This is a genomic window from Microcystis sp. M53603_WE2, from assembly GCF_030065435.1.
Map to the genome: position 1 here is coordinate 1 of NZ_JASJFF010000208.1, position 2,603 is coordinate 2,603.

A 2,603-nucleotide genomic window follows, 5' to 3' on the forward strand; every position below is an offset into this window, starting at 1 on the left:
AGTGCGGGTGGGGACTGATGCCGGTTAGTTCAACTCACGACTAATTCGGGCTTGCTGAATAAATCTAAAAACCTTGTTGGATAAGACTTCTAGACCTTTTGTCAATCAAAAAGTACTGGATCTGGGAGTGATCGGGGGGACATTCAGGCACTTTTTCCCTGAAAATTAGGTAATTGGCCACCTCAAAACTGGTAAAACCCCACACCCCACACCCCACACCCCACACCCCACACCCTACCCCCCGGAAAAACTTTTTGCCGCAAACCCTGTCTAAACTCCTAGCCGATCATCCGGGTGATTTGAAAGGCTTCCGCGATCGGCCCGAGGGCTAATATCGGCAAGAAAGTCAGCGCACCGAGAATTAAAATCACCCCCGCCGTCACGCTGGTAAAGAGTCCGGTATCGGTGCGGAGGGTTCCGGTGGTGGCGGGAACTGGTTGTTTGCGGGACATCCCATCGGCTAACAAGAGCAGGGCGGCGATCGGGATATACCGTCCAGCCAGTAAACTAAAGGAGGCGCTGAGATTCCACCAGAGAGCGGTCATCGTCGGTTTCGCCCCAGATGCGATCGCAAGCGGCGCAGGTTGGGAATCCCCTAGTCCCTCGAATCCCGACCCGTTATTGGCGGCGGCGGAAGCGTACTCGTAGATAACTTGAGATAATCCGTGAAAGCCGGGGTTACTGATGCCCTGAAAGTCGGGAAAGGCAAGGGCGATCGCTCCAGGGATGAGGATGGCGATCGGGTGAACCAGCAGAATTAAAAAACTCGCTAACACCACTTCCCGTTTCTCGATTTTGCGCCCGAGGAATTCGGGGGTTCGCCCCACCATTAGCCCGGTGACGAATACCGCCAGGATCAGATAGGCAAACAGGTAGGCGGTGCCGGTTCCCTGGCCGCCGAAAACGATTTGCAGGAACAGATTCGAGAGGGTGGCGAAGCCGCCGTTCGGCATCAAAGAATCGTGCATGGCGATCACCGCACCGCACATGGTGGCCGTGGTAGTTACCGCGTACAGGGCCGATTGCGCCCAACCGAAGCGTACTTCTTTACCCTCGAAGTTAACCGCTCGCTCCACCCCTAGCAGGGAGTTAACCGCCTGGTTGCCGTTATATTCCCCGATCGCTGTGATGATCGTAAAGCCGATGAAGATACCGAGGGGAATTAGATAGATTAACCGAGCTTGCTTGAGATTATCGGCGAAAACCCCGTAGGTATAGATCAGGGAGGTGGGAATCGAGAGAATCGCCACCAACTGCACCAGATTGACGAATCCGTTCGGGTTTTCCAAGGGGTGGGCCGAGTTGCTGGCAAAAAAGCCGCCGCCGTTTTCTCCCAATTCCTTAATAATCTCGAAGTGGGCCACTGGACCGCGGGCGATCGCCTGACTCAGGTTGGGGTTTTCTAGCGTCGGCAAGATCGCCGGGCCCGCGAGGGTTTCCGGGACTCCGGCGATGATCAGGGCAATTGCCCCCACGATCGAGATCGGTAAGAGGATACGGGTGATCGCTCGGATCAGATCCACATAGAAATTGCCCAACGGTCGCCCCGTCAGTCCCCGAATAAAGGCGATCCCCACCGCTAGACCGGTTCCGGCCGAGGTGAACATCTGGTAGCCAAGACCCCAGATCTGACTCCCGTAGCTGAGGGTGGTTTCTCCGGAATAATGCTGTTGGTTGGTGTTGGTGATAAAGGAAATCGTCGTATGTAGCGTGGTGTCCCAAGAAGGGGCGGGGATCCCCGTCGGGTTGAGGGGAAGGAATCCTTGGCCCGCAATCAGGGAAAAAACCAGAATTGCCATCACCGCGTTACTGTAGAGAACGGCGCGGACGTACTGCCAGCCAGTCATATTCTCTTTCCCTTTCACCCCGACGAAGGTGTAAAGAAGACTCTCGACTCGATCGCAGAGTGGGTCGAGTAGGGTTCTCCGTTCCATGAACACCCTAGCCATATACCGCCCGAAAAAGGGGGTGATCGCCACGATTATCAGGATCGTGAGCGCGATTTGAATCCATCCTTGCAACATGGTTCGATCAACTCCAAAAAAAGGCCAGTGGAGGCTCGATCAACGATCAACCGGGACCCTCACGGGTTCGCTGTCTCGAAACCGCTTGCTGAAAACCGAGTTTGTCTAATCATTAGCGATCATTAACAAATGGATGATCGAGGGATTATTATCGCCTCTGCTGGAACGATTATAGCGATTTCTTGCACCTTGACAAGCTATATTTTTTCCGTTCGTTATCCTATCAGCTTTTACGCACTTATGCAGCAATACCAACAATTAGCAATTATCCTAAATCCAGTTATTAAAAACTGATTATCTATTCCCCCTTTTGCCTCTTGCCTCTTGCATGAGTGCCTATCCTGATATGTTACCTATACTTAACGGATTTAGTATTATAAGTAGTCGTGCAAAATTAATTTCCTAGTCGAGACTCCGAGACAGGAGACTCCGAGACAGGAGACGGGGGACTCCGAGACAGCTATCAGGGATCAGATTTGAATGGCTCTTCGGGAATTGTTATGCAAATAATTAACTTAAAATAAAATTCGATGAGAGCGCCTACGCTCAAAAGTAGCTGAAATCCATATAGGGAAGGAC

At 52.4% G+C, this 2,603-nt stretch carries 2 protein-coding genes; one reads left to right on the forward strand and one right to left on the reverse strand.

Features of this window, described 5'->3' with window-relative positions:
* Nucleotides 1–173: 173 nt before the first annotated feature.
* Nucleotides 174–332, forward strand: a complete 159-nt coding sequence (locus PX481_RS04560; protein WP_196219863.1) for a hypothetical protein — start codon at nt 174–176, stop codon at nt 330–332.
* Here PX481_RS04560 and kdpA read toward each other — a convergent pair.
* A complete protein-coding gene (gene kdpA, locus PX481_RS04565) occupies nt 279–2,024 on the reverse strand; it encodes a potassium-transporting ATPase subunit KdpA (protein ID WP_288093797.1) in 1,746 nt (581 codons plus the stop codon). The two genes, PX481_RS04560 and kdpA, sit on opposite strands and share 54 nt — an antisense overlap.
* Between the last annotated feature and the right edge of the window lie 579 nt (nt 2,025–2,603).

What these genes read in the sequence shown, in the direction of transcription:
- kdpA (WP_288093797.1), bottom strand. Translation starts at nt 2,024, where the DNA reads ATGTTGCAAGGATGGATTCAAATCGCGCTCACGATCCTGATAATCGTG.